Source organism: Amphritea sp. HPY, assembly GCF_050870985.1.
Taxonomy (GTDB): Bacteria; Pseudomonadota; Gammaproteobacteria; order Pseudomonadales; family Balneatricaceae; genus Amphritea.
Window position 1 is genome coordinate 1016411 of record NZ_CP194015.1, and the last position, 20144, is coordinate 1036554.

Below are 20144 nucleotides of genomic sequence, written 5' to 3' on the forward strand. Positions count from 1 at the left end.
ACTGGTGCCTTGGCATAAAAGCTGGCACATGTTTAGTCATGTTGTCTGTGACCAGATGGGCTAAATGAAAATATATTTTCATAATCTGCACGCAGCTTTTCTGCTGTTGTGCTCTGTGCTCTGTGCTCATGCTGGTGCCATGGCGGCCCATGCCGTTTCGCAATGGGTCAAACGATGGCGTTCAGGGCGGGCGTGGTAGTTTTGTATTTAAACCTTTCCCGAAAAGGGTGCTGAACACTAAACAATAAAGCCAGCTGAAATTATCTGGTTTTGTTCGAGATGATGAGGGTTACTGTTGCGTGCAGGGCTGAATTTCATTCTCTGTTTTTTGTTTAGCATCCAGGTAGTCTATCAGCCGCTCAGGGGGTAGTGGTCGGCTGTAGTAAAACCCCTGCGCCCGCTCACAATTCTCTTTAATCAGGAAGCTGCGTTGCGCGTCGGTCTCTACTCCTTCGGCTACGATTCCCAGTTGCAGGCTTTGTGCCAGGGCGATAATTGCCCGTGCGATGGCTTCATCGTTCGGGTCGTGGGGGATATCCCTGACAAATGACTGGTCAATTTTCACCGTATTAATTGGAAAGCGTTTGAGATAGCTCAGCGAGGAGTAGCCAGTGCCAAAATCATCGATGGTCAGCGTCACGCCAAGGCTTCGTATCTGATTAAGTGCAAGCAGGACTTTTTCCGGTTCATCCATCAGCACGCTTTCCGTGATCTCGAGATCAAGATGGTGCGGATTAAGTCCGGTTTCCTGCAAAATTTCGGCAACTAGTTTTGGCAGATCGCAGCGTTGAATCTGTAAGCTGGATATATTGACCGATACCTTATTCAGGGGGTAGCCAAGTTGCAGGAGTTTTTGCATCTCCTGGCAGGCGTTGCGCAGTACCCATTCTCCGATCGGAATGATGAGTGAAGTGGCTTCGGCAAGGGGGATGAAGCGGTCTGGAGTGACATTCCCAAGTTCTTTGTTATGCCAGCGTAGCAGGGCTTCCAGATGCTCTGTCTTGCCGCTTGATGGATCGACAATAGGTTGGAAATGCAAACTGAGTTCGTTATTGGTAATCGCTCTGCGCAGAGCTGTTTCCATTTGCAGACGGTCGGTGGCTGCTGCGGTGAGCTCACTGGTATAAAAACGGAAGGTGTTTCGGCCGGCGTTTTTCGCCTGGTACATCGCGGTATCGGCGTTTCTGATCAGGGTTGCCGCGCAATCACCATCATCCGGGTAGACGCTGATGCCGATGCTGGCGCCGACGAAAATTTCATTGTTATTAGGGGCAAAGGGCTCGATGAATATCGACAGAATTTTTTGTGAAAGGGTGATTATTTCGCTCTGATCCTGAATGTTTTCCGCCAGAATAATAAATTCATCGCCCCCCAGGCGGGCCACAGTATCGGTAGTGCGAAGTTCGTTTTTCAGTCTGGAGGCCACTAACTTCAGAATGCTGTCGCCAAAGGTATGGCCAAAGCTGTCGTTGATATCTTTGAAGCGATCCAGGTCGATGAATAGCAAAGCCAGCGAGTTGTTCTGGCGTGCTGCGGTGGCGATGCCATGTTCTAGTCGATCATTGAGTAAGAGTCGGTTTGCCAGGTCGGTCAGTGGGTCATGGTGCGCCAGGTATTCAAGCTGCTCTTCTGATTTCTTCAGCGATGAAATATCGGATAAAACCATAATATAGTTGGTCAGCTCTCCTTGAGGGTTGCGTATAGCAGTGATAGCCACCAGCTCAGGATTGACTGTTTTATCTTTGCAGGTATTCCACATTTCGCCGCGCCAGAGACCTTCTTTCAGTAGTGCCTGGTTAATGGTTTGGTAGAAGCTTGGCTTATGTTGAATGCTGTGACGAAAATCCAGGTTCTGGCCAATCGCTTCATGGCGCTTAAAACCGGTGATTTCAGAAAAAGCCGGGTTAACAGAGATAATATGCTGTTTGGCATCGGTTATGATAATACCTTCAGCTGTGCTTTCGAATACGGTGTTTGCCTGTTCCAGTTTCTCCTGGGTTTGCCTTTGTTCGGTGATATCCTGAATAGTGCCGCACATATGGGTCGCTTGGTGAGATTTATCAACCACGATCTCACCCAGTGTATGCAGGTAGCGTATACTGCCATCAATCTGAAGAATGCGGTGCTCAATTGAAAAGGGCTGCAGGTTGTCGCGACTTTCTACGATTGTCTGGCGTAAGCGGTTTTGATCTTCAGGATGCGTGGAGTCGATATATGCATTATTGCCGGGCACAGTTCGTTGCGGGTCCTGGTTAAGAATGCGATACATCTCATCGGACCAGCTAACCTGATCGGTGGCAAAGTTCCACTCCCAGTTGCCCAGGCTGGCGATGCGCTGTGCCCCTTTTAATGCCTGGTTGGCATCCAGTAATTCCGCGGTACGCTCGCGGACCCGGTCTTCAAGGTCTGCTTTCTGTACGGTTAGTTCGCGTTGGGTCTGGTACAAAGTGATGTGAGTATGGATCCTTGAGACAACTTCCTGACGCTGAAAGGGCTTGCTGATAAAGTCTACGCCACCGAGTTCAAAGCCCTTCAGACGGTCTTCTGAAGTATTTAGGGCACTGATGAATATTACAGGAATATCTCTTACTTCAGGGGTGGCTTTAAGACGGCGGCATACTTCGTAACCATCAATTCCGGGCATTTTAATGTCGAGAAGGATCAGATCAGGCCTGCAAAGACCGATCGATACCAGTGCTTGTTCGCCATCAATGGTGGAGCGAACTTTATAGCCTTCTTCCGACAATATTTCAGACAGTAGTCGAAGATTAATTGCCTGATCGTCAACAATAACGATCTGACCGTTGTGCTTATTAGTGCTTTTCATTGACTGCAATTTCTCACTGTAGGGTAAGAATAATTCAATGGAGCTCTATCTGTAGCACGTATAATTGGTAATCTCATCATATGAGATACCCATTGTGAGCTATTTGTTTCAGGTTAATTTGTCTGAGGCGGAAATTTGAGTGCCTGTTTCAGGACTGATACTGAAAGGCAGCGCTGAGCAGGGTGCGGGTATATTTCTGCTGCGGCTTGTTAAATATTTCTTTTGCAGGTCCTTGCTCAATCACATCGCCATGCTGCATGACGAGTAATTCATGGCTCAACACTTTTACCACTGCCAGATCATGGCTGATAAAGATGTAGGCCAGGTTGTAGCGGCGCTGTAGATCTCTCAGCAGGTCGATGATCTGGGACTGGACTGTGCGATCCAGTGCCGAAGTCGGTTCATCGAGGATAATCAGTTCCGGTTTCAGGATCAGGGCCCGGGCGATGGCGACGCGCTGGCGCTGGCCTCCGGAGAATTCATGGGGATACCGATGTCTGTCTTCCGGATCGAGGCCAACCTCTTGCAGGACGTCGATGATCATCTGTTCCCATTGGTCAGACGTACCGATCTGATGTATTTCAAGCCCTTCCCCGATCGACTCTGCAATCGACATGCGTGGACTTAAACTGCCGAAAGGGTCCTGGAATACTATCTGCATTTTGCGGCGTATTGGCGTGATCTCTTTTTGTCCGAGCTGATCGATAGACAGGCCGTTAAAATAGATGCCTCCATCACTCTGCAGCAGGCGAAGGATGGCGAGACCTAAGGTGGTTTTGCCTGAGCCGCTTTCCCCGACTACACCCAGGGTTTGGCCGGGATAAAGTTCGATGCTGGCACCATTGACTGCCTTGATGTGATCTACGGTACGTTGTAGCAGGCCTCGCTTAATCGGAAACCATACTTTCAAATCATCAGTTTTGAGGATCGCCTCTGTTGCAGGAGGTGGTGTTGCCGGTTCGCCGGTTGGTTCTGCAGCGAGTAGCTTATGTGTATATGGGTGTTGTGGAGTGCTGAAGAGCGTGTCGGTCTCTGCCCGTTCGACCATCTCTCCCTGATACATCACGCAGACTTTGTGACTGAAGCGGCGCACGATATTCAAATCGTGGGTGATCAGCAAGATCGCCATGCCCAGTTTTTTTTGCAGGTGTTGCAGCAGTTCCAGAATCTGATTCTGAATGGTGACATCCAGTGCGGTGGTAGGCTCATCGGCAATCAGCAGCTCCGGATCGTTGGCCAGTGCCATCGCGATCATCACCCGTTGGCGTTGGCCGCCTGAGAGTTCGTGTGGATAGCTTCTTAGCCGTTCTTGTGGTTGCTGTATGCCGCACAGGTCGAGTAGCTCAAGAGTGCGTGCGCGGGCCTGGGGGCCGCTCAGGCCTTTGTGCAGCAGTAGCGTCTCGCTGATCTGCTTCTCCACCGTATGCAGTGGGTTGAGCGAGGTCATCGGCTCCTGAAAGATGACGCTGATACGATCGCCTCGAAGAGCCCGCATCTGGCGCTCATCTTTTTGCAGCAGGTCTTCACCGTTATATTTGATAGTTCCGCTGGGGTGGCTGGCTTTAGGGTAGGGCAGAAGTTTCAGGATAGACATCGCAGTAACCGACTTACCTGAACCTGATTCGCCTACCAGTGCCAGCGTCTTGCCGGCTTCGATAGTGAAGCTAACGCCTTTTACAGCATCGACGGCTTTATCGTTCTGGCCGAATCGTACCGCCAGATCTTTGACTTCGACCAGCGGTGTGCTTAATGGCGCGGATACTGGTTTAGTCATTGAGAACTTTCCTTGGATCAAAGGCATCGCGCACCGCTTCGCCGATAAATATCAGCAGGGTCAGCATAACCGAAAGAGAAACAAACGCCGTCAGGCCGAGCCAGGGGGCGTGGAGGTTAGCTTTACCCTGTGCCACCAGTTCGCCCAGTGAGGCTGAGCCCGGTGGCAGGCCGAAGCCAAGAAAATCGAGCGCCGTCAGTGTCACCAGTGAGCCGTTAAAGATAAACGGCATAAAGGTCAGGGTGGCGACCATCGCGTTCGGCAGAATGTGGCGGAACATAATCAGTCGGTTGCCCAGTCCCAGTGCGCGGGCGGCACGAACGTATTCAAGGTTGCGGCCGCGCAAAAACTCGGCACGGACCACATCGACCAGCTGCATCCATGAAAATAGCAGCATGATACCCAGTAACCACCAGAAATTTGGTTCAACAATACTGGCCAGTATAATCAGTAGGAACAGTACCGGAAGGCCCGACCATATCTCGATAAAACGCTGAAAAAACAGGTCGACTTTGCCGCCATAAAAGCCTTGTACGGCGCCTGCCGCGACACCGATAACTGAGCTGGCTAATGTGAGAGTAAGGGCAAATAACACCGAAACCCTGAAGCCATAGATCACCCGGGCCAGTACATCGCGGCCCTGGTCGTCGGTCCCTAACAGGTTTTCAGTGCTTGGCGGAGACGGCGCGGGAACCGGTAGTTCCTGATTGATCGTGCGATAGTTAAAGCGCACCAGAGGCCAGATCATCCAGCCATTTTTTTGCTGTATCAGTTCTTTTATATAAGGGTCTTTATAATCCGCCAGGGTATCGAACTCGCCGCCGAACTCCAGTTCGCTATAATCGATCAATACCGGTACATAGTAGTTGTTCTGGTACTGTAGCAGTAGCGGCTTATCGTTGGCGATCAGTTCGGCAAACAGGCTTAGCAGAAACAATAGCAGGAACAGCCACAGCGCCCAGAAACCGCGTCGGTTATTACGGAAGTTTTCGATCCGGCGGCGGTTGATGGGGCTCATTTTGCCAGGTTTAATAGCAATCATCTCAGTGCTCCCGGCTCTCAAAGTCGATGCGGGGGTCAACCGCGACGTAGGTCAGGTCGCTGATCAGTTTCAGCAGCAGTCCGATCAGAGTAAAGATGTACAAAGTGGCAAAGATGACCGGATAATCGCGTTTAATCACTGCCTCGTAGCCCAGCAATCCCAGTCCGTCTAACGAGAAAATAACCTCAATAAGCATGGAGCCGGTGAAGAATATTCCGATCAGGGCGGCGGGCATACCGGCGATAATCAGTAGCATGGCGTTACGGAACACATGGCCGTACAGTACTTGCCCTTCGGTTAGGCCTTTGGCTCTGGCGGTGACTACGTACTGTTTGTTGATCTCATCGAGGAATGAGTTCTTGGTCAGCATCGACAGGGTCGCAAAACTACCAATTACCGAGGCCAGTACCGGCAGGGTGATATGCCAGAAGTAATCCTTAATCTGGCCCCACAGGCTTAACTCGTCAAAATTATTGGAGGTCAGGCCACGCAACGGAAACCAGTCAAAGTAAGTTCCGCCGGCAAAGACTACGATCAGCAGGATGGCAAACAGAAAGTTAGGAATGGCATAGCCGATAATGACTACGGTACTGGTCCAGACATCGAACGATGTGCCATCGCGCACCGCCTTTCTGATGCCGAGGGGGACTGCGATCAGGTAAGTGATTAGCGTGGTCCAGAGGCCGAGCGAGATAGAGACCGGCAGTTTTTCGATAATCAGGTCGGTGACTTTTTTGCCACTGAACAGGCTTTCACCGAAATCGAACATCAGGTAATCGCCAAGCATCTGGAAGTATCGCTCGTGGGCCGGCTTATCGAAACCGAACTGCGCCTCAATCTGCTTCACCAGGGCCGGGTCGAGTCCGCGGGCGCCACGATAGGTGCTGCCATTGCTGTCCGTCGCCGAGGTTTGAGTAGTATTGCTGAGATCTGACTGGGCAGTACCATCGAAGCGGGAGGTAGCGCTACTGTCGAGCCCTTGCAGTTGTGCGATGGTTTGTTCCACCGGACCGCCGGGTGCCGCCTGGATGATCAGGAAGTTGATGGTAAGAATACCCAGCAGGGTAGGGATGATCAGCAGCAGTCGGCGCAGTATATAGGCGGCCATCGGGGTTACTGCTCCTGTCCCGGTTTAGACCACCAGGTATCAAACCCCAGGGCATAGCGGGGCCGGGTTGCCGGGAAATCAAATTTATCCCAGTAGGCGATCCGGTAGCTGTTGATGTGGTATTGCGGAATTACATAATGGTTCCACTGCAGTACCCGGTCCAAAGCCCGGGTGCGCAGCACCAGTTGTTTGCGGTCCGGTGCTTTAATCAGCTGTTCTACCAGATAGTCCACCGCCGGATCCTTAATGCCGATCATATTGCGGCTGCCGGGCTGATCGGCGGTGCTGGAATGCCAGTATTCGCGTTGCTCATTACCCGGTGAGCTGGACTGGCCAAAGCCGCTGACAATGATATCGAAGTCGTAGCTGCGAATACGGTTAATGTACTGCGAGGCATCGACCAGGCGAATAGAAGGTTTGATGCCCATGCGTTCCAGGTTGCGGGTAAAAGGCGCGACCACCCGTTCAAAGGCGGGTGAAACAAGTAGGATTTCAAAGGTCATCTGCTCGCCGGCAGGGTTAAGTAGCTTGCCATCTTTTAGTTCCCAGTGTGCGCTCTTCAGCAGGCGCAACGCTTTGCGTAGTTGAGTGCGGGTTTTGCCGTCACCGTTGGTGGTCGGCGCACGATAGACCTCGTTAAAAACCTGGGCTGGCACCTGATCCCGAACCGGATCAAGAATTTCCAGTTCGGCTGCGTCGGGCAGGTTAGTTGCGGCCATCTCTGAATTGGAGAAATAACTGTGGGTACGGGTATAGGCGTTGTAAAAAATATTCTTGTTGGTCCATTCAAAGTCGAAAGCGTAGGCCAGCGCCTGACGTACTCTGCTATCGCTGAAGTAAGGCTTACGGTTGTTCAGGATAAAGGCCTGCATGCCGGTTGGGTTTTCGTGTTGCAGGGTGCGGGTGATGATTTTGCCATCATCAAATACAGCGCCGCTGTAACCGGTCGCCCAGCGCTTGGATGAGTTTTCCTCGCGGAAATCGTATTCTCCGCCCTTAAATGCTTCCAGCGCAACGGTGCCGTCACGGTAGTAATCGTAGATCAGCTGATCGAAGTTATTACGGCCCTGGTTGACTGGAAGGTCTTTGCCCCAATAATCAGCATTACGTTGATATGCGATGCGGCGTCCGGCATCGAAACTGCCAATCAGGTACGGCCCGGAGCCGACCGGGACATCCAGTGAAGGTTTCGAAAAATCACGGCTTTCCCAGTAATGCTTTGGCAAAATGCTGACTTCGCCGACGGTCAGTGCCAGCTCCCGGTTGTCAGTCTCACCGAAGTTGAATTTTACCCGCTGTGGCGTTAACGCTTCGATGCTTTGAATTTCACGGTAATAGGCCTGGTAAAAAGGAGCGCCCTGTTCGCGCAGCAGCTTGAAGCTGTATACAACATCTTCAGCGGTTACCGGCTGGCCATCGCTGAAGCGGGCCTCTTTGCGCAGGTTGAATATTACCCAGCTGCGATCATCGGCGACTTCCAGAGACTCGGCGAGCAAACCATACAGCGAAAACGCCTCATCCTGGGCCCTGCCCAGCAGTGAGTCATAAATCAGGCCTGTACCATCGGCAGCGGTACCTTTAATAATAAAGCCGTTAAAGCTGTCAAAGGTGCCGATAGCCGCTTGAGTGACGCTGCCGCCTTTGGGGGCGTCGGGATTAACATAGTCAAAGGCTGTAAAGCCGCGGGCGTACTTGAGATCGCCGTGCATGGCGATGCCATGAGCTTTATCGGCGGCGTACAGCGGGGTGAAAAGTGAACCTGATAGCAATAGCGTCAGGGCGAGGCAGTGACTTGTCAGCTGTTTGAAAATCATCCGTAAATATCCGGTAGGCTACAAATAGATCAGGGCATCACTAGTTATATCAGTGACTTGCGGTGATGGCCAGTGCTCGGTACTAACTACTTGGAGCTTAGTACAAGGTATGAGTACAAGAGCTGTGATTACGGATTAGCGCATTTGTTCAAACTGTTGCGCCAGATCGGTCAGCAGGGCGTGCTGCTGCTTACGTTTTACTTTCTCTGCCTTCATCTCTTCAAGTTGCTGGCAGAGAAATTTGTGCTTGTCCGGGTTGCCCTGTGCCAGGCCTTTAAGCAGGTCCTGATCCATCCAGTTACAGATCTTGCGGTATAGCACTATCTTGAACAGCAGTGCCGTTGCTGTGGCAAATAGTATGATTCCGATGCTCAGGGCGTCCATTCAGATTCTCCTTGCTGATCAATGGGTATTCGTTACATCCACATACAAGGTCAGGCGTTGCCCGGGCTGCAGGTACTTATCTCCATTGAGCTTATTCCAGCGTTTGATGTCTTTTACAGTTACCCGGAACTTCCCTGCGATACGCGCCAGAGAATCACCGCTGCGGACCTGGTAGCCAACTTTACGAATCAGCTGCTGGTCGTTGCGGCTTAAGGTTGTGCTGTTATCTGTTTTCCAGATTACCAGTGTCTGACCGCTACGCAGAGGATCGCCCGGCGCCATCTGATTCCAGGATGCCAACTGACGCACGCTGACCTTATACTGTCGCGATATTTTCCAGAAGCTATCGCCGGATTGTACGGTATAGGTCTGCTTTTTGCGGTTACTCTGGGCCAGCTGCGACTGCTTACGATTAAAGCGTTGTGCTTTACTCAAGACATAGTCACTGGATTGGTTTCTGGCGGTAGGGATTAGCAGGTATTTGCCCGCCCGGATGTTATTTCGGGTCATCTTGTTGGCGCTGCGGATGACCTCAGTCGTTGTGTCAAAGCGGCGGGCGATGGTGCTCATAGTATCGCCGCTACGGATCTTGTAACGGGTCCAGTTGACACGGTCTTCTGCCGGAAGCTGAGCCAGTTCCCGGCGGAACTGCTGACTGCTGCTGACCGGAATCAGCAAGCGGTGAGGGCCTGCAGGATCGGTTGCCCAGCGATTGAACCCTGGGTTGAACTGATATAACTCCTGAGTGCTGATATCTGCCAGGTCGGCAGCCTGAGCCAGGTCGATCTGGCTGTCCAGCTCGACAATCTCGAATACCGGTTTGTTGGCAAGTTCAGGTAATGTCAGATTGTGTTGTTGCGCATCCCGGATCATTTTTGAGACCGCCAGTAACTTAGGCACGTAGGCTTCGGTTTCTTTTGGCAGGTCCAGCGACCAGAAGTCCGTTGGCAGGCCTTTTTTCTTATTACGCCGTATCGCCTTAGAGACGTTGCCGCCACCGCAGTTGTAAGCGGCCAGTGCCAGCTCCCAATCACCAAATCGTTTATTGAGTTGCTGCAGGTAAGTCAGTGCGGCATCGGTGGAGGCGACGATATCCCTGCGGCCGTCATACCACCAGCTCGATTTCAGGCCGAAATGCTTCGCTGTACCCGGAATAAACTGCCAGGGGCCGGCAGCCCGGCCGTGGGAATAAGCGAAAGGGTCGTAAGCGCTTTCTACGATTGGCAGCAGGGCTATCTCAGCTGGCATGCCGCGTTTCAGTACTTCACCCAGAATGTAGTGGTAATAACGTCCGGCCCGTACGGCAACCCGCTGCATGTATTGTGGGTGTTTGCTATACCAGTTGAGCTGGCTGGTGATACGTTGTTGCGGCTGATCCAGGTTGAGGGCGAAGTTATCGCGGCTCAGCTGCCATAGATCGCTGGCTTGCTTTGGCTGATGTCGTACCGCGGTAGCTGGTTTGCTACTGCTGCTCTGTTGTGTGATAGCTACGCTTTGTTCAGGCGCTTCCTGTTTGACCAGTGCGTTGTTTTGGCAGCCGCTGACAAGCAAGCCGGTAGTCACAATTACAGCAAATTTATTGAACAGCCCCATACAGCCGAAAGCCCTGATTTAATAAAATAAAGCGAGGATTCTATGGGGCTGATGGAGGCGGGTCAACCGTCGCCATCAGATGTTCGTAGAATAATGCTAAATCAGTTAAAAACTGTCGCGCTATCAAGTCGGGTAGTATGGGAAATAGCGTCACTTACGGTTTTAAAACTGATTTCAGAACTGATTCTTCCACTCCCGGATAGTTGCGAAAACATCAGTTTCTGAACCTGGTTTGCTACCGCTGAACAGTTCGGCTGCCTGACGGACGCTTGCTTCTGCTGTGCGCATAAATGGGTTGATCTTTTTTTCTGCGCCGATTGTGCTGGGGAGGGTTGGCGTTTGCTGCTGGCGCAGGCTGTTACAGTGGCTGATGCTATCCTGGATTGCGTCGTTGTCAGGTTCTACTGCAGCGGCGAAGGCCAGGTTAGCCAGTGAGTATTCGTGGGTGCAGTAGATCTCGGTATTGTCGGGCAGGGCTTTGAAGTAATTCATCGCCGAGAACATCTGTGCTGCACTGCCTTCGAACAGGCGGCCGCAACCTGCCAGAAACAGGGTGTCACCGCACAACAGTTGCGGCGTGGCGGCAGCGTGAAAATAGCTGATGTGATCGAGAGTGTGCCCCGGTACTTCCTGAATGGTTAAACTCTGGCCGAACAGATCTATAGCGTCGCCGTTACCTAATACCTTCTGGATGCCGTCAAAGGGTGAATTGGCCGGGCCGTACACGGTTAGTTCATAGTCTGCAGCCAGTTGCTTAACGCCGCCGGTGTGATCCTGATGGTGATGGGTAATCAGAATTGCACTCAGGTTTAACTGGTTGGCTTTCAGATAGTGCTTAACTACTGCCGCATCGCCGGGATCGACTACCGCAATATCTTTACAGCCAGGAACGCTGATGGCCCAGATATAGTTATCGTTAAACGCGGGGATTGCAGTAATATTAAACATGCCGGGCCTCAAAGCTGAAAACGGTTGAAATAGGGCGTACTACTACCGCCTAATCAGATAATAGTGGTACACAAATACCTTGCAGAAGATTACCCTAACAGGCGTAGTGAGTTAAGGACAAACATTAAGCTATGGCATTTAAGCAACAACCACCATTGTCAGAATGGTTACCGGGACTGCGGGAATGGTTTGGCACCGAGCTTGGGCAGCAGCTGTTAAATGCTGAACGCTCTCTGTTAGACCGCGTGTTACCGACCATGTTCGGCTATCATCTGGTGCAGATCAGTATCGATAACCGGATCGAGCTGTGCCGTGAAAGCCCGATAAAACATCGAATTCAGATCAATCCGGTGATTGAGCTGGGGTTGAGTGAAAGCTGTATCATTGCAAAAAATGAAGAGTTGCCGCTGGCGCACAACAGTGTTGATCTGGTGGTGCTGCACCACACTCTGGACTTCGCGCAAAGCCCGCACCAGGTCTTGCGGGAAGCGGCGCGAATTCTGCGGCCGGGTGGTTACCTTGTGCATATTGGATTTAATCCGTTGAGCTGGTGGGGTGTGTATCGACAACTGAAGTTCGATAAACAGACAGTACCCTGGCAGGGGCATTTTATCAGCCCGCAACGGATGCATGATTGGCTGGCGCTGCTGGAACTGACAGAAACGCGGGTGTTGAGCGATTTTTATATGCCGCCTTTTGAAAAAGCGTCCTGGCGCCAGCGTAGTCGTTTACTGGAGAGCTTTACCCGACGCTGCTCGTCGGGTAGTGGAGCATTTATGTTGCAGGTTGCCCGTAAAGATGTAGGTGGCATAACGCCGATTACACCGGCCTGGAAAAAAAGAAAACTGATTAACCTGCCACTGGCGGAACCAACTGCCCGTGGTGCCCGAGGAAAAATGAGTGAAGAAAACCGTTAAGATCTACACCGATGGTGCCTGTAAAGGCAATCCTGGTCCGGGAGGCTGGGGCGCTGTATTGCAGTATGGTGATAATGAGAAGCAGCTGTTCGGCGGCGCGATGGATACTACAAACAACCGCATGGAGTTGATGGCGGCCATCGAAGCGTTGGCCGCCCTGACCGAATCCTGCCAGATTATCCTGACCACCGACTCGCAATATGTGCGTAAAGGAATTACCGAATGGATGGCTGGCTGGAAGCGTAACGGTTGGAAGACCTCAGCTAAGAAGCCGGTTAAAAATGCGGATCTCTGGCAGCAGCTCGATGCCGAATCGAAGCGTCATGATATAGATTGGAAGTGGGTTAAAGGTCATAGTGGCCATCCGGGCAATGAGTTGGCCGATGATCTGGCCAATAAAGGCGTCGAACTAGCAAAAGAGCAGGCATAATCATGCGTCAGGTAGTACTTGATACAGAAACCACCGGTATCGATCCGAAAGAGGGCCACCGGATTATTGAGATAGGCTGTGTTGAAATGGTCAACCGCCGCCTGACCGGGCGTACCTATCATCAATATATCAACCCCCAGCGGGTGGTCGAAGAAGAAGCGATCGGTGTGCATGGTATAACCAATGAGTTTCTTGCCGATAAGCCACTGTTCGCTGATGTTCAGAATGAATTTGTCGAGTTCATCCGTGGCGCTGAGCTGGTCATCCACAATGCCGCTTTCGACGTTGGCTTTATGGATCACGAGTTTGGTCTCAATGGGTTTCGCGAGAAAACGGCCAGTTTTTGTGGCGTGCTCGATACGCTGGCGATCGCCCGTAAAAAGCATCCGGGGCAGAAGAACAACCTCGACGCTCTGTGTCGCCGTTACGGTATCGATAACTCCCATCGCGAACTGCACGGTGCACTGCTTGACTCCGAGATCCTCGCTGACGTTTACCTGCTGCTGACCGGCGGTCAGAAAAGCCTGATTCTGGGGGCCGATGATGAGGGCGACGGGGTAGGTGGCGATACCATTCGTCGCCTTGATCCTGCACAGTTCAATCTGACAGTGCGTCGCGCCGATGCGGACGATCTGGCGGCGCATCAGGCCTACATCGATAAGCTGGATAAGAAAGGTGGCAGCATCTGGAGCCAGCTCGGCGCGGAGTCTTCTGTACAAGAGTGAGTTTTATGTGGGGTATCTAAGGTAGAGCTATAAGTTGTACTAAATATGTCACAGGGTTTGATATAGCAAAACCACATCAAACGATGTGGTTTTTTTGTGGCTGTTGAAGTTAGTAATTGTTGTTAAAGTTCAGGCACTAAAAAAGCAGGCATAAAGCCTGCTTTTTCGTTATACAGATCAGTTGATCAGAGGAAGTTAGTTACTGCGAAGTAACCGACGAGGCTCATCACGATAGTATATGGCAGCGCCATCCATACCATCTTACCGTAAGACAGGCGGATAAGCGGAGCCAGAGCCGAGGTCAGAAGGAACAGGAATGCTGCCTGGCCGTTAGGTGTGGCTACACTCGGAATGTTAGTACCGGTGTTGATCGCGATTGCCAGCAAATCGAATTGCTCGCGGCTGATAGTACCGGCTTCAAGAGCAGCAACCACTTCATTAATATAAACGGTCGCTACGAACACATTATCACTGATAGCTGAAAGAAAGCCGTTCGCGATGAAGAAGATGCCGGGTTGAACCGCCTCATCCATCTCCAGTACTGCAGCAATAATTGGCTGGAACAGGTGCTGTTCGTGGATAACAGATACGATAGCAAAGAAGACGACTAACAGCGCAGTGAAGGGCAGGGCCTCTTCAAATGCTTTGCCGATCTGATGCTCTTCAACAATGCCGTTAAAGGCTGTCAGCAAGATGATCACCGTGAGGCCGATCAGGCCAACCGCTGCGAGGTGAAATGCCAGTGCCATAACCAGGAAGAGTGCGACCAGTACCTGAACCATCAGTACCATTTTGTCGCGTTTAGTCTGCTTCTTGTCCTGCTCTGCAGAATAATCTTCCAGTACCTTGCGAACTGACGCTGGTATTTCAGAGCCGTAATCAAACCATTTCAGCTTTTCCAGTGCCATACAGGTCAGCAGTCCTGCTACCAGTACCGGCATCGTTACCGGTGCCATCAGCAGGAAGAACTGAACGAAGTCCCAGCCGGCTTTTTGAGCGATCAGCAGGTTTTGTGGCTCGCCGACGAGGGTGCATACGCCACCCAGTGCAGTACCGACAGCGCCATGCATCAGCAGGCTGCGCAGGAAGGCACGGAACTGAGCTAGAGTTTCGTGTTTATCTTCGTGCACGTGGTCGTCATCGCCATGATCGTGATCGTCATGGTGGAAGTGCTTACCGGAGGCTACCTTGTGGTAAACCGCATAGAAACCAACACCAACACTGATCAGAACGGCGGTTACTGTCAGCGCATCGAGGAACGCAGACAAAATCGCGGCAAACAGTGAAAACATCAGTGACAGCAGCATTTTGGAGCGAACATTGAGCAGCAGCTTTGTAAAAGTCCACAGCAGCATGCTCTGCATGAAGTAGATACCGGCAACCATAAACATCAGCAGCAGGATTACTTCCAGGTTAGCCTGGACTTCATGGTATACGGTTTCCGGACCGGCCAGGCCAATAATAATCGCTTCAATCGCAAGTAAACCGCCGGGCTGCAGCGGGTAGCATTTAAGTGCCAGTGCCAGCGTGAAGATGAATTCAAAGATCAGAATCCAGCCGGTTACGACCGGGCCGGCGGTAACGAGCAGAATTGGGTTAAGAATCAGAAACAGTACAATTGCCTGTTTGTACCATACTGGTGAATTGCCAAGAAAGTTCTTGATAAGAGCCTGCGATGTGGTCATCGATACTTAGTCCTGTGCCATTGCGGGGGCTTATATAAGCGTAAGGTTGTTATTATTGCGGCGTAGACTATCAGGACTGTTGCAAAATCAAAAGCCCGCTGCTGGGCTTATGGGCTTATTCGGGGTATCTTTTCCACCTTAGAGTGGTTTTTATCATCCTGGATTGCTGACTGGTAGCATTAGTAGCAATGCTCTGCGGGCTATAAAAAATTATGAAAATAGAATATATCTATGCTGCCGGACACCGGATATGGTCTGACCTGTCCGATTGCTGGTTGTTTTCTGAGCCGCGCCATGATCACCGGTCTGCGCTTGGAGTCTATGAGATTGGGCTGGAGCCCGGACATCACCTGAAGCTTGTGCTTATGCCGGAAGATAGTCAGTCGATGGTTGAGGCGGGGGCTGGTTTGCGACGCCTGCTGGCGGCGAGCGACGAAGCGGGTTTTGCGTCGCTATCGCGGGCGGCGCAGGTATCGACCTGGCATAAGGATCACTGTTTTTGTCCCCGCTGTGGTAATGGCTTGCAGCATCACAATCAGGATCTGGCCAAAGAGTGTGTCAATTGCGGTTTGTTGCAATACCCACGTTTATCGCCTTGTATTATCACGCTGGTAACCGATGGTGATTATTGTCTGCTGGCCCACGGGATCCGCTTTGCGGAAGTGCGCTACAGCACATTGGCAGGGTTTATCGAAGCGGGGGAAAGTGCAGAAGCTGCACTGGTCAGGGAGGTTAAAGAAGAGGTTGGGGTTGATGTTAAAAACATCCGCTATTTCAGAAGTCAGTCCTGGCCATTTCCCCATGCGTTAATGTTTGGTTATTTCGCCGAATATGCCGGTGGTGAGATCGTCCTCCAGCCGGAAGAGATCGTGGATGCTCAATGGTTTCACTATGCTGAGCTGCCTGCCATGCCGCCGGGCTTTTCAATATCCCGGCAGCTGATTGATCACTTTGTAGCAGAGCGTACCGCGGTAAATGCTTAGCGCTGTTTTTCCTTGCTGAAATACTTACTCAGTTTTGTCGCCAGCATGACATTGCCTTCGGCCCGAAGCTGGCCTTTAAGGAATGCGCTCATACCGTCCTGTTCGCCGGTCACTACCCTGATGAAAGTCTCGCTATTGAGGATCAGTGTTATATCCGGATCAGAATGTTCACCCTGTGCGACTACCAACGATTGCTGATCGATACAGAAGTGAAAATCTTCGGCATCATCAAGCATGAACTGATAGGTCGCAGTCACTCCGTTGGCCTGTTCCGGCATGAAGCGGCTGGATAGTTTATTGATCACTTTCGTGACGGTAATAGTGTCAGACATTTTTTACGGCTCTTAATGGTGAAATCAGTAATCTGGATGTTCAGTCTATGGTACATTACCCGGCTTCAAATCAGTAATCGGTTTGTGATTGTTTTTGGTTTTCAGGTTTTAGGTTTCAGGAGAGGGATGTGATCGATTTTCTAGCAAATTACGGGTTGTTTCTGGCCAAGGCGCTGACCATCGTTGGGGCTGTTGTATTGGTGATTGCGGCCGTTGGTGCTGTTTCGGGCAGGAATAAAAAGGACTCCGGCGATGGTTATATCGATATCCATAGCATGAATGAAACCCTGGATGATATGGAGGACGCGCTTAAAGAAGCTGTGCTTGATAAAGATCTGTATAAACAGCAGCAGAAAGATGAGCATAAGCAGGAAAAAGCGGAAGCTAAAGCGCGTAAGAAGGCCCTTAAGAAAGGTACTGCTACAGCTGAACCGGAGCGTAAGCGGGTTTTTGTACTGGATTTTGATGGCGATATTAAAGCCTCTGAGCTTGAGCCGTTACGTGAAGAGATTACTGCGGTGTTAACACTGGCAACTGAGCAGGACGAAGTCGTGGTTCGTCTGGAAAGTCCCGGTGGCATGGTACATAGCTACGGCCTGGCTTCATCCCAGCTGGAGCGGATCAAGCGTCACGGCGTGCCGCTGACGGTTTGTGTTGATAGGGTGGCGGCAAGCGGTGGTTACATGATGGCCTGTCTGGCAGATAAAATTGTTGCCGCACCTTTCTCTGTTCTCGGCTCTATCGGTGTTGTGGCGCAGCTGCCAAATTTTCATCGCCTGCTAAAAAAGCATGACATCGATTATGAAATACTGACGGCGGGTGAGTATAAACGCACTCTGACAGTCTTAGGTGAAAATACCGAGAAAGGCCGGGAGAAGTTTGTTGAAGACCTGGAAGATACTCATAACCTGTTCAAAGAATTTGTCGGTGAGTTCCGGCCCCAGGTCGATCTCGAGAAGGTCGCTACCGGTGAGGTCTGGTTTGGCCGCAGGGCGCTGGATGTCAATCTGATCGATGAAATATCCACCAGTGATGAGTATCTGATGAATGCATGCGGCGAGGCTGATGTATTTGTTGTACGGTATGAATTTAAGAAGACCCTGCAGGAACGAATTTCTGATATGTCTATTAAAACAGCCGATTCGCTCCTGATTAAGTGGTTTAGCCGGATAACGAATGTACGTTTACTGGCTAAGTAACCAATTTGGTTAGAGAATTACTGTTTTTGGTAGAACTGACTTATAATTTTGATGTATATGTTTGAAACATATTCTACAGGTCTGTTTGAATTCTGCTTCAGACCTGTGGGTTTGTACCCGAAAGTGTTAGTCAGGAGTGTCGATGCGACAGTCAGCGACAGCTAAAAAAATTATGGTAGCGGCGGAGTCTCTGTTTGCTGAGCAGGGCTTTACCGAAACGACCATGCGTGAGATTACCAGTGCAGCCAGCGTCAATCTGGCTGCTGTTAATTACCATTTTGGATCCAAAAAAGGTCTGATCAATGCGGTTGCTGAAAAGTATCTCAGCCCGTTTGCTGCTGGTCTCAGTGATGCGGTGGCAGAAAGGCTTGCCGCTGATATAGAAGGTACGGTGACCGTTGAAGAATTGTTAGAGATTCTTATGCGAGCATTACTGAAAACGGGTAAAACCAAACAGTTTGCGCTGCCGGTATTTATGCGATTGCTGGAACTGATCTATATGAAAAATCAGGAAGAACTGCGCGATGCCCTGGTCGAGCGCTACGGTTCGCAGTTCTCTGAATTTATCGCTCTGCTGAAGAAGGATTCAGCGGCGATGCAGGATGATGAGTTCTACTGGCGGTTGCATTTTTTGCTTGGCTCTATCGTGTTTACCTTGTCTAATTTTCAGACGTTGGTGGCCATCGAAATGCGCGAGTTTGAACGCAGCGCCGAAATTGAACGTATTCTGCATCGTATGATTCCCGTGTTGGTTGCCGGATTCGAAGCCAGGGCTGAGCATACACCGTTCAGCCGGATCTGAAATTGTGTGGTCTGACGCTGTAAATTCTATGTGTTATTGGTTATATGTTTCTTAAACTTTCCCTCTCGCAGCAGTCCCTTAAACTTTCCCTCTCGCAGCAGTCCCTTAAGCTGATGGAGGGGGATGTTTGTCTGTGTCGCTATATTGTTTCAACAGCATTGAGGGGGGCTGGTGAACAAAAGAATAGTGAGCAGACGCCGCGTGGTGCTCATTATGTCCGGGCTAAGATAGGTCATGACAGGCCGCTTAATGCAGTCTTTGTCGGGCGGCGCTTCACTGGCGAAATATATAGCCCTGAACTGGCGCAGCGGTTTCCCGGTCGGGACTGGATTTTGACTCGTATTCTCTGGTTGTGTGGTAATGAACCCGGACGAAATCGTCTCGGCAATGTTGATACTATGCAGCGTTATATTTACATTCATGGTACGCCGGACACGGAAGCCATGGGTGTACCTCTTTCCCATGGCTGTATCCGTATGCGAAACAGCGATCTGGTCGATCTGTTTGATCGGGTCGCGCTGGGAACCTCTATTCAAATTGAAGAGTAAAAATTAATGTCTGGTGCTTTGATGCTTGATGTCGCCGGTCTGACGCTGACAGAGGAAGATAAAGCTCTGTTGCAGGACCCGGTCGTAGGTGGATTGATCCTTTTTAGTCGAAACTATGAGTCTCCTGGGCAGCTTGCCGCGCTGGTTGCAGATATCCGAGCCTGTGCACCTGAAATTCTGATTGCTGTTGATCAGGAAGGAGGGAGGGTGCAGCGCTTTCGTGATGGTTTTGTGCGTTTGCCGCCTATGGCGAGTCTGGGTAAGTTGTATTTACAGGATTCTGCGCAGGCGTTGGTCGCAGCAACGGAGTTGGGCTGGCTGATGGCCAGTGAGCTGCTTGCCTATGGTGTCGATATCAGTTTTGCGCCGGTGCTGGATCTGGATTTTGGCGTCAGTGAGGTGATTGGAGATCGCGCTTTTTCTGATCGGGCTTCGATAGCTGTGGAATTAAGTGGCGCCTTTATTCGGGGGATGCGAGAAGCGGGTATGGCTTCTACTGGTAAGCATTTTCCCGGGCATGGCTGGGTGGCTGCCGATTCGCATCTTGAGATTCCGGTTGATGAGCGTTCGCTGGCAGATATAGAAGCGCTCGACATGGCAGTGTTTGCCCGGCTGATGGAGCAGGGGTTGGATGCGGTTATGCCGGCCCATGTTATCTATCGCGAGGTGGATAGCCAGCCTGCAGGTTTCTCCGAGTTCTGGATGCAGGGTATCCTGCGTCAGAAATTGTCATTCAATGGTGTTATCTTCAGTGATGATCTGACCATGGAGGGTGCCAGTGTTGCGGGCGGGTATCCGGAGCGTTCTGCGGTCGCGTTGAAAGCTGGTTGCGATATGCTGTTGGTGTGTAATAACCGGAAAGCTGCGCTGGAGGTGCGGGATTATCTGCATAGCATCGACCATGGCGGTTCTGAACGAATCGCTTCAATGCTGGCGCGTGATAGGGCTGATATCGTTGCGTTGCAGGCAAGTTCTCGCTGGCAGAGTGCTGAAAATCTGGCGGCTGAACTTATCGCGGTATAGTCGTATGTAA

Annotated in this window: 18 protein-coding genes; 8 read left to right on the plus strand and 10 right to left on the minus strand. The window is 51.1% G+C overall.

All coding sequences use genetic code 11. The annotated features are described in order from the left end of the window. Positions 1-289 precede the first annotated feature (289 nt). The 8 genes from ACQUQM_RS04315 to gloB form a co-directional block, all read right to left on the minus strand. The gene (locus ACQUQM_RS04315; RefSeq protein ID WP_432473255.1) at positions 290-2827 is read right to left on the minus strand and encodes a two-component system response regulator; all 2538 of its coding nucleotides are present in this window, start codon (positions 2825-2827) and stop codon (positions 290-292) included. 148 nt (positions 2828-2975) lie between these two features. Beyond that, positions 2976-4601, minus strand: coding sequence for an ABC transporter ATP-binding protein (locus tag ACQUQM_RS04320; protein ID WP_432473256.1), 1626 nt, complete (start codon positions 4599-4601; stop codon positions 2976-2978). Then, a complete protein-coding gene (locus ACQUQM_RS04325; RefSeq protein WP_432473257.1) occupies positions 4594-5643 on the minus strand; it encodes an ABC transporter permease in 1050 nt (349 codons plus the stop codon). Before ACQUQM_RS04325 ends, ACQUQM_RS04320 begins: the two co-directional genes overlap by 8 nt. A gap of 1 nt (position 5644) precedes the next feature. Continuing rightward, the gene (locus ACQUQM_RS04330) at positions 5645-6751 is read right to left on the minus strand and encodes a microcin C ABC transporter permease YejB (RefSeq protein ID WP_432473258.1); all 1107 of its coding nucleotides are present in this window, start codon (positions 6749-6751) and stop codon (positions 5645-5647) included. A gap of 5 nt (positions 6752-6756) precedes the next feature. Continuing rightward, positions 6757-8565 (minus strand): extracellular solute-binding protein, encoded by a 1809-nt coding sequence (locus ACQUQM_RS04335; RefSeq protein ID WP_432473259.1) that lies wholly within the window; start codon positions 8563-8565, stop codon positions 6757-6759. 135 nt (positions 8566-8700) lie between these two features. Beyond that, complete coding sequence (locus ACQUQM_RS04340) at positions 8701-8949, minus strand: hypothetical protein (RefSeq protein ID WP_432473260.1); 249 nt, start codon at positions 8947-8949, stop codon at positions 8701-8703. An 18-nt stretch (positions 8950-8967) separates the two neighbouring features. Further along, a complete protein-coding gene (locus ACQUQM_RS04345; RefSeq protein WP_432473261.1) occupies positions 8968-10542 on the minus strand; it encodes a LysM peptidoglycan-binding domain-containing protein in 1575 nt (524 codons plus the stop codon). A 174-nt stretch (positions 10543-10716) separates the two neighbouring features. After that, positions 10717-11490: a hydroxyacylglutathione hydrolase gene (gene gloB / locus ACQUQM_RS04350; protein WP_432473262.1), complete on the minus strand. Its 774-nt coding sequence runs from the start codon at positions 11488-11490 to the stop codon at positions 10717-10719. Positions 11491-11621: 131 nt separating this feature from the next. On the opposite strand from gloB, the gene ACQUQM_RS04355 reads away from it, so the two are divergent. The 3 genes from ACQUQM_RS04355 to dnaQ are packed head-to-tail and all read left to right on the plus strand — an operon-like array spanning position 11622 to position 13562. Beyond that, positions 11622-12407 carry a class I SAM-dependent methyltransferase gene (locus ACQUQM_RS04355; protein WP_432473263.1) on the plus strand — a complete coding sequence of 262 codons (786 nt, stop codon included), beginning with the start codon at positions 11622-11624 and terminating at the stop codon, positions 12405-12407. Beyond that, positions 12391-12837 (plus strand): ribonuclease HI, encoded by a 447-nt coding sequence (gene rnhA, locus ACQUQM_RS04360; protein WP_432473264.1) that lies wholly within the window; start codon positions 12391-12393, stop codon positions 12835-12837. The genes ACQUQM_RS04355 and rnhA overlap by 17 nt, the downstream gene beginning before the upstream one ends. 2 nt (positions 12838-12839) lie before the next feature. Further along, entirely contained in the window at positions 12840-13562 is a 723-nt protein-coding gene (gene dnaQ, locus ACQUQM_RS04365) for a DNA polymerase III subunit epsilon (protein WP_432473265.1), read from the plus strand. Between the two features lie 185 nt (positions 13563-13747). Here dnaQ and nhaB read toward each other — a convergent pair whose 3' ends face one another. Beyond that, positions 13748-15247 (minus strand): sodium/proton antiporter NhaB, encoded by a 1500-nt coding sequence (nhaB, locus tag ACQUQM_RS04370; RefSeq protein WP_432473266.1) that lies wholly within the window; start codon positions 15245-15247, stop codon positions 13748-13750. 212 nt (positions 15248-15459) lie between these two features. Here nhaB and nudC point away from each other — a divergent pair, with 212 nt between their 5' ends. Beyond that, positions 15460-16230: an NAD(+) diphosphatase gene (nudC, locus tag ACQUQM_RS04375; RefSeq protein WP_432473267.1), complete on the plus strand. Its 771-nt coding sequence runs from the start codon at positions 15460-15462 to the stop codon at positions 16228-16230. Here the strand turns inward: nudC and ACQUQM_RS04380 are convergent. Next, on the minus strand, positions 16227-16562 hold the full coding sequence (locus tag ACQUQM_RS04380) for an SCP2 sterol-binding domain-containing protein (RefSeq protein WP_432473268.1): 336 nt from the start codon (positions 16560-16562) through the stop codon (positions 16227-16229). The two genes, nudC and ACQUQM_RS04380, sit on opposite strands and share 4 nt — an antisense overlap. A 128-nt stretch (positions 16563-16690) precedes the next feature. Between ACQUQM_RS04380 and sohB the strand changes: the two genes are divergently transcribed. The 4 genes from sohB to nagZ all read left to right on the plus strand — a co-directional run bounded on the left by sohB (position 16691) and on the right by nagZ (position 20134). Continuing rightward, a complete protein-coding gene (gene sohB / locus ACQUQM_RS04385; protein WP_432473269.1) occupies positions 16691-17761 on the plus strand; it encodes a protease SohB in 1071 nt (356 codons plus the stop codon). A 142-nt stretch (positions 17762-17903) separates the two neighbouring features. After that, positions 17904-18563, plus strand: coding sequence for a TetR/AcrR family transcriptional regulator (locus ACQUQM_RS04390; protein WP_432473270.1), 660 nt, complete (start codon positions 17904-17906; stop codon positions 18561-18563). Between the two features lie 44 nt (positions 18564-18607). After that, positions 18608-19111, plus strand: coding sequence for a L,D-transpeptidase family protein (locus tag ACQUQM_RS04395; RefSeq protein WP_432473271.1), 504 nt, complete (start codon positions 18608-18610; stop codon positions 19109-19111). 6 nt (positions 19112-19117) lie between these two features. After that, positions 19118-20134 carry a beta-N-acetylhexosaminidase gene (gene nagZ / locus ACQUQM_RS04400; RefSeq protein WP_432473272.1) on the plus strand — a complete coding sequence of 339 codons (1017 nt, stop codon included), beginning with the start codon at positions 19118-19120 and terminating at the stop codon, positions 20132-20134. Positions 20135-20144 lie beyond the last annotated feature (10 nt).

Excerpts from the sequence above, each read along its gene's own strand:
- ACQUQM_RS04330 (WP_432473258.1), bottom strand. The coding sequence starts at position 6,751 with ATGGCCGCCTATATACTGCGCCGACTGCTGCTGATCATCCCTACCCTG.
- gloB (WP_432473262.1), bottom strand. The coding sequence starts at position 11,490 with ATGTTTAATATTACTGCAATCCCCGCGTTTAACGATAACTATATCTGG.
- ACQUQM_RS04345 (WP_432473261.1), bottom strand. The coding sequence starts at position 10,542 with ATGGGGCTGTTCAATAAATTTGCTGTAATTGTGACTACCGGCTTGCTT.
- ACQUQM_RS04325 (WP_432473257.1), bottom strand. The coding sequence starts at position 5,643 with ATGATTGCTATTAAACCTGGCAAAATGAGCCCCATCAACCGCCGCCGG.
- nagZ (WP_432473272.1), top strand. The coding sequence starts at position 19,118 with ATGTCTGGTGCTTTGATGCTTGATGTCGCCGGTCTGACGCTGACAGAG.
- ACQUQM_RS04390 (WP_432473270.1), top strand. The coding sequence starts at position 17,904 with ATGCGACAGTCAGCGACAGCTAAAAAAATTATGGTAGCGGCGGAGTCT.
- dnaQ (WP_432473265.1), top strand. The coding sequence starts at position 12,840 with ATGCGTCAGGTAGTACTTGATACAGAAACCACCGGTATCGATCCGAAA.
- ACQUQM_RS04380 (WP_432473268.1), bottom strand. The coding sequence starts at position 16,562 with ATGTCTGACACTATTACCGTCACGAAAGTGATCAATAAACTATCCAGC.
- ACQUQM_RS04355 (WP_432473263.1), top strand. The coding sequence starts at position 11,622 with ATGGCATTTAAGCAACAACCACCATTGTCAGAATGGTTACCGGGACTG.
- nudC (WP_432473267.1), top strand. The coding sequence starts at position 15,460 with ATGAAAATAGAATATATCTATGCTGCCGGACACCGGATATGGTCTGAC.
- ACQUQM_RS04315 (WP_432473255.1), bottom strand. The coding sequence starts at position 2,827 with ATGAAAAGCACTAATAAGCACAACGGTCAGATCGTTATTGTTGACGAT.
- nhaB (WP_432473266.1), bottom strand. The coding sequence starts at position 15,247 with ATGACCACATCGCAGGCTCTTATCAAGAACTTTCTTGGCAATTCACCA.
- ACQUQM_RS04320 (WP_432473256.1), bottom strand. The coding sequence starts at position 4,601 with ATGACTAAACCAGTATCCGCGCCATTAAGCACACCGCTGGTCGAAGTC.
- ACQUQM_RS04335 (WP_432473259.1), bottom strand. The coding sequence starts at position 8,565 with ATGATTTTCAAACAGCTGACAAGTCACTGCCTCGCCCTGACGCTATTG.
- ACQUQM_RS04395 (WP_432473271.1), top strand. The coding sequence starts at position 18,608 with ATGTTTCTTAAACTTTCCCTCTCGCAGCAGTCCCTTAAACTTTCCCTC.
- ACQUQM_RS04340 (WP_432473260.1), bottom strand. The coding sequence starts at position 8,949 with ATGGACGCCCTGAGCATCGGAATCATACTATTTGCCACAGCAACGGCA.